Genomic DNA, 1,673 nt, shown 5'->3' with positions numbered 1-1,673 from the left:
CTAGTTAGGCAATATTTTCCTAAAACACAAAGCTTTTTAGATACGACTTCCAAGGATATGGAAAGGGTGGAAACTTTACTAAATAACAGACCTAGACAAGGTTCTCAACCTCGAGACTCCACTAGAAGTGTTTAGGAGATTATCTACAAACATGCTATGCTCGGGTGCACAATAGATGTTTTTTCAAGTATTTATATGTTCTTTTTTGTGCACTTCGATGTTGAAAGGGCCATATTAAGCATTACATGTTTAGGATTACCTAAAATGGAGAAAAAACCATAAATAAAATAGCAATAAGATATATAACCAAAAAATCTTTCTAAGATCTTATAAATTTTTAAATACACATCTTTAAAATCTGTTAATAAGAATAACTATTTTTTTAGAGATCTATTTCTTTTTTTAAAATAATCTTTATTTTTTTTGATTGCTCTGATAGCTTCATGGAATGAATTTTTTATGAGCAAATAGATATGTATTTTATTTTCCTTTTTACTTTTTTATGCACTTGTATCCCGTCTTACAGCAAGATATATGATTGTTTTACCTTTTTTAATGAGTTAGAACTTTTAAAGATGCGTTTAGAAGAACTCAATGATCACGTGGATTATTTTGTATTGGTAGAATCGGTTGAAACACAAAGAGGGGAACCTAAGCCTTTGTATTTTCAAGAAAACCAACATCTTTTTGAAAAGTATCTACCTAAAATCAAACATGTCATTGTCGATGAACGTCTAGCTTCAAATACAATGGATCCTGCAACAGGGCTTTGTTGGGATAGAGAGAATTTTCAAAGAAAATGCATCATAAAAGGTCTACAGCAGTGCAATGATTGGGATATTATTATGATTTCCGATCTCGATGAGATTCCTCGAGTACAGGCTTTAGAAACGCTTAGGTGGCTATTTTATAGAGAAACAAGAAAGCCCAAAAAGCTAGTCATAAAAAATCCACCAGATGCAATAGCTCTTGAAATGCCTTTATTTATGTATCAACTCAATAGAAAAAGTGAACTTAATGGGGGTCGATGGGTAGGGACCGTTGCTACTCTATATGATACTGTTAAAAGGAAGGGAATTCAGTTCTTTCGAGATAACCGCTGGAACTTTTTTCAAATTATGGATGGGGGATGGCATTTTACCTGTATGGGAGGTAAAGATAAGACTAGACAGAAGTTACTTAGTATTGTAGAAGGTAGAGATAAAGAAAATGTAGATTCGCTTTCAGATGAAGAAATAGAAATCTGGATTCAAGCACAAGAGATCATCCCTGTTGATAGTGAGTATCCTAACGATTTTCCTGAATATATGAAAAAAAATATGAAGCACCTTAGATCAATGGGATTTATTGCAGAGTAAGTGCTAGAGAAAAGTTAGAATCAGAAGATCGATCTTAAGTTTTTAAAGATTTTATGCTATGAGCGCTATTTTAATACTTTTTTGCCTGTTATGCTCTCAGGGCTTACGCATGAAGAATTTCCTTTGCACCTACCAGATCTAATAAATAATCTTTACGACATGATGCAATGAAGCGCCGTTTATGTAAACTGACCTTGCTTGTCTTATCTTTTTGTAAAAGATTCAAAGTAGCTCCGTCGAACTATAGATAGATTTTCAGCTCCATTTCCTTTTCTAACACGACTTAAATCCTCTCGGAAATTAACATCAAGTTGC

2 protein-coding genes are annotated in these 1,673 nt (G+C 33.2%); one reads left to right on the top strand and one right to left on the bottom strand.

The features are described 5' to 3' along the window. Window positions 1-473: 473 nt before the first annotated feature. The gene (locus RHOW815_RS07995; protein ID WP_215217768.1) at window positions 474-1,358 is read left to right on the top strand and encodes a glycosyltransferase family 17 protein; all 885 of its coding nucleotides are present in this window, start codon (window positions 474-476) and stop codon (window positions 1,356-1,358) included. Window positions 1,359-1,461: 103 nt separating this feature from the next. Here RHOW815_RS07995 and RHOW815_RS08900 read toward each other — a convergent pair whose 3' ends face one another. Next, window positions 1,462-1,584: a hypothetical protein gene (locus RHOW815_RS08900; protein ID WP_256439931.1), complete on the bottom strand. Its 123-nt coding sequence runs from the start codon at window positions 1,582-1,584 to the stop codon at window positions 1,462-1,464. Window positions 1,585-1,673 lie beyond the last annotated feature (89 nt).

It is taken from the genome of Candidatus Rhabdochlamydia sp. W815, from assembly GCF_018642185.1.
GTDB lineage: Bacteria > Chlamydiota > Chlamydiia > Chlamydiales > Rhabdochlamydiaceae > Rhabdochlamydia > Rhabdochlamydia oedothoracis.
Note: the sequence above shows the minus strand (reverse complement) of the source record. Positions and strands in the feature narration are given on the sequence as shown.

Bases quoted from the DNA above. Each gene is read 5' to 3' on its own strand.
- RHOW815_RS07995 (WP_215217768.1), top strand. From the start codon at position 474: ATGTATTTTATTTTCCTTTTTACTTTTTTATGCACTTGTATCCCGTCT.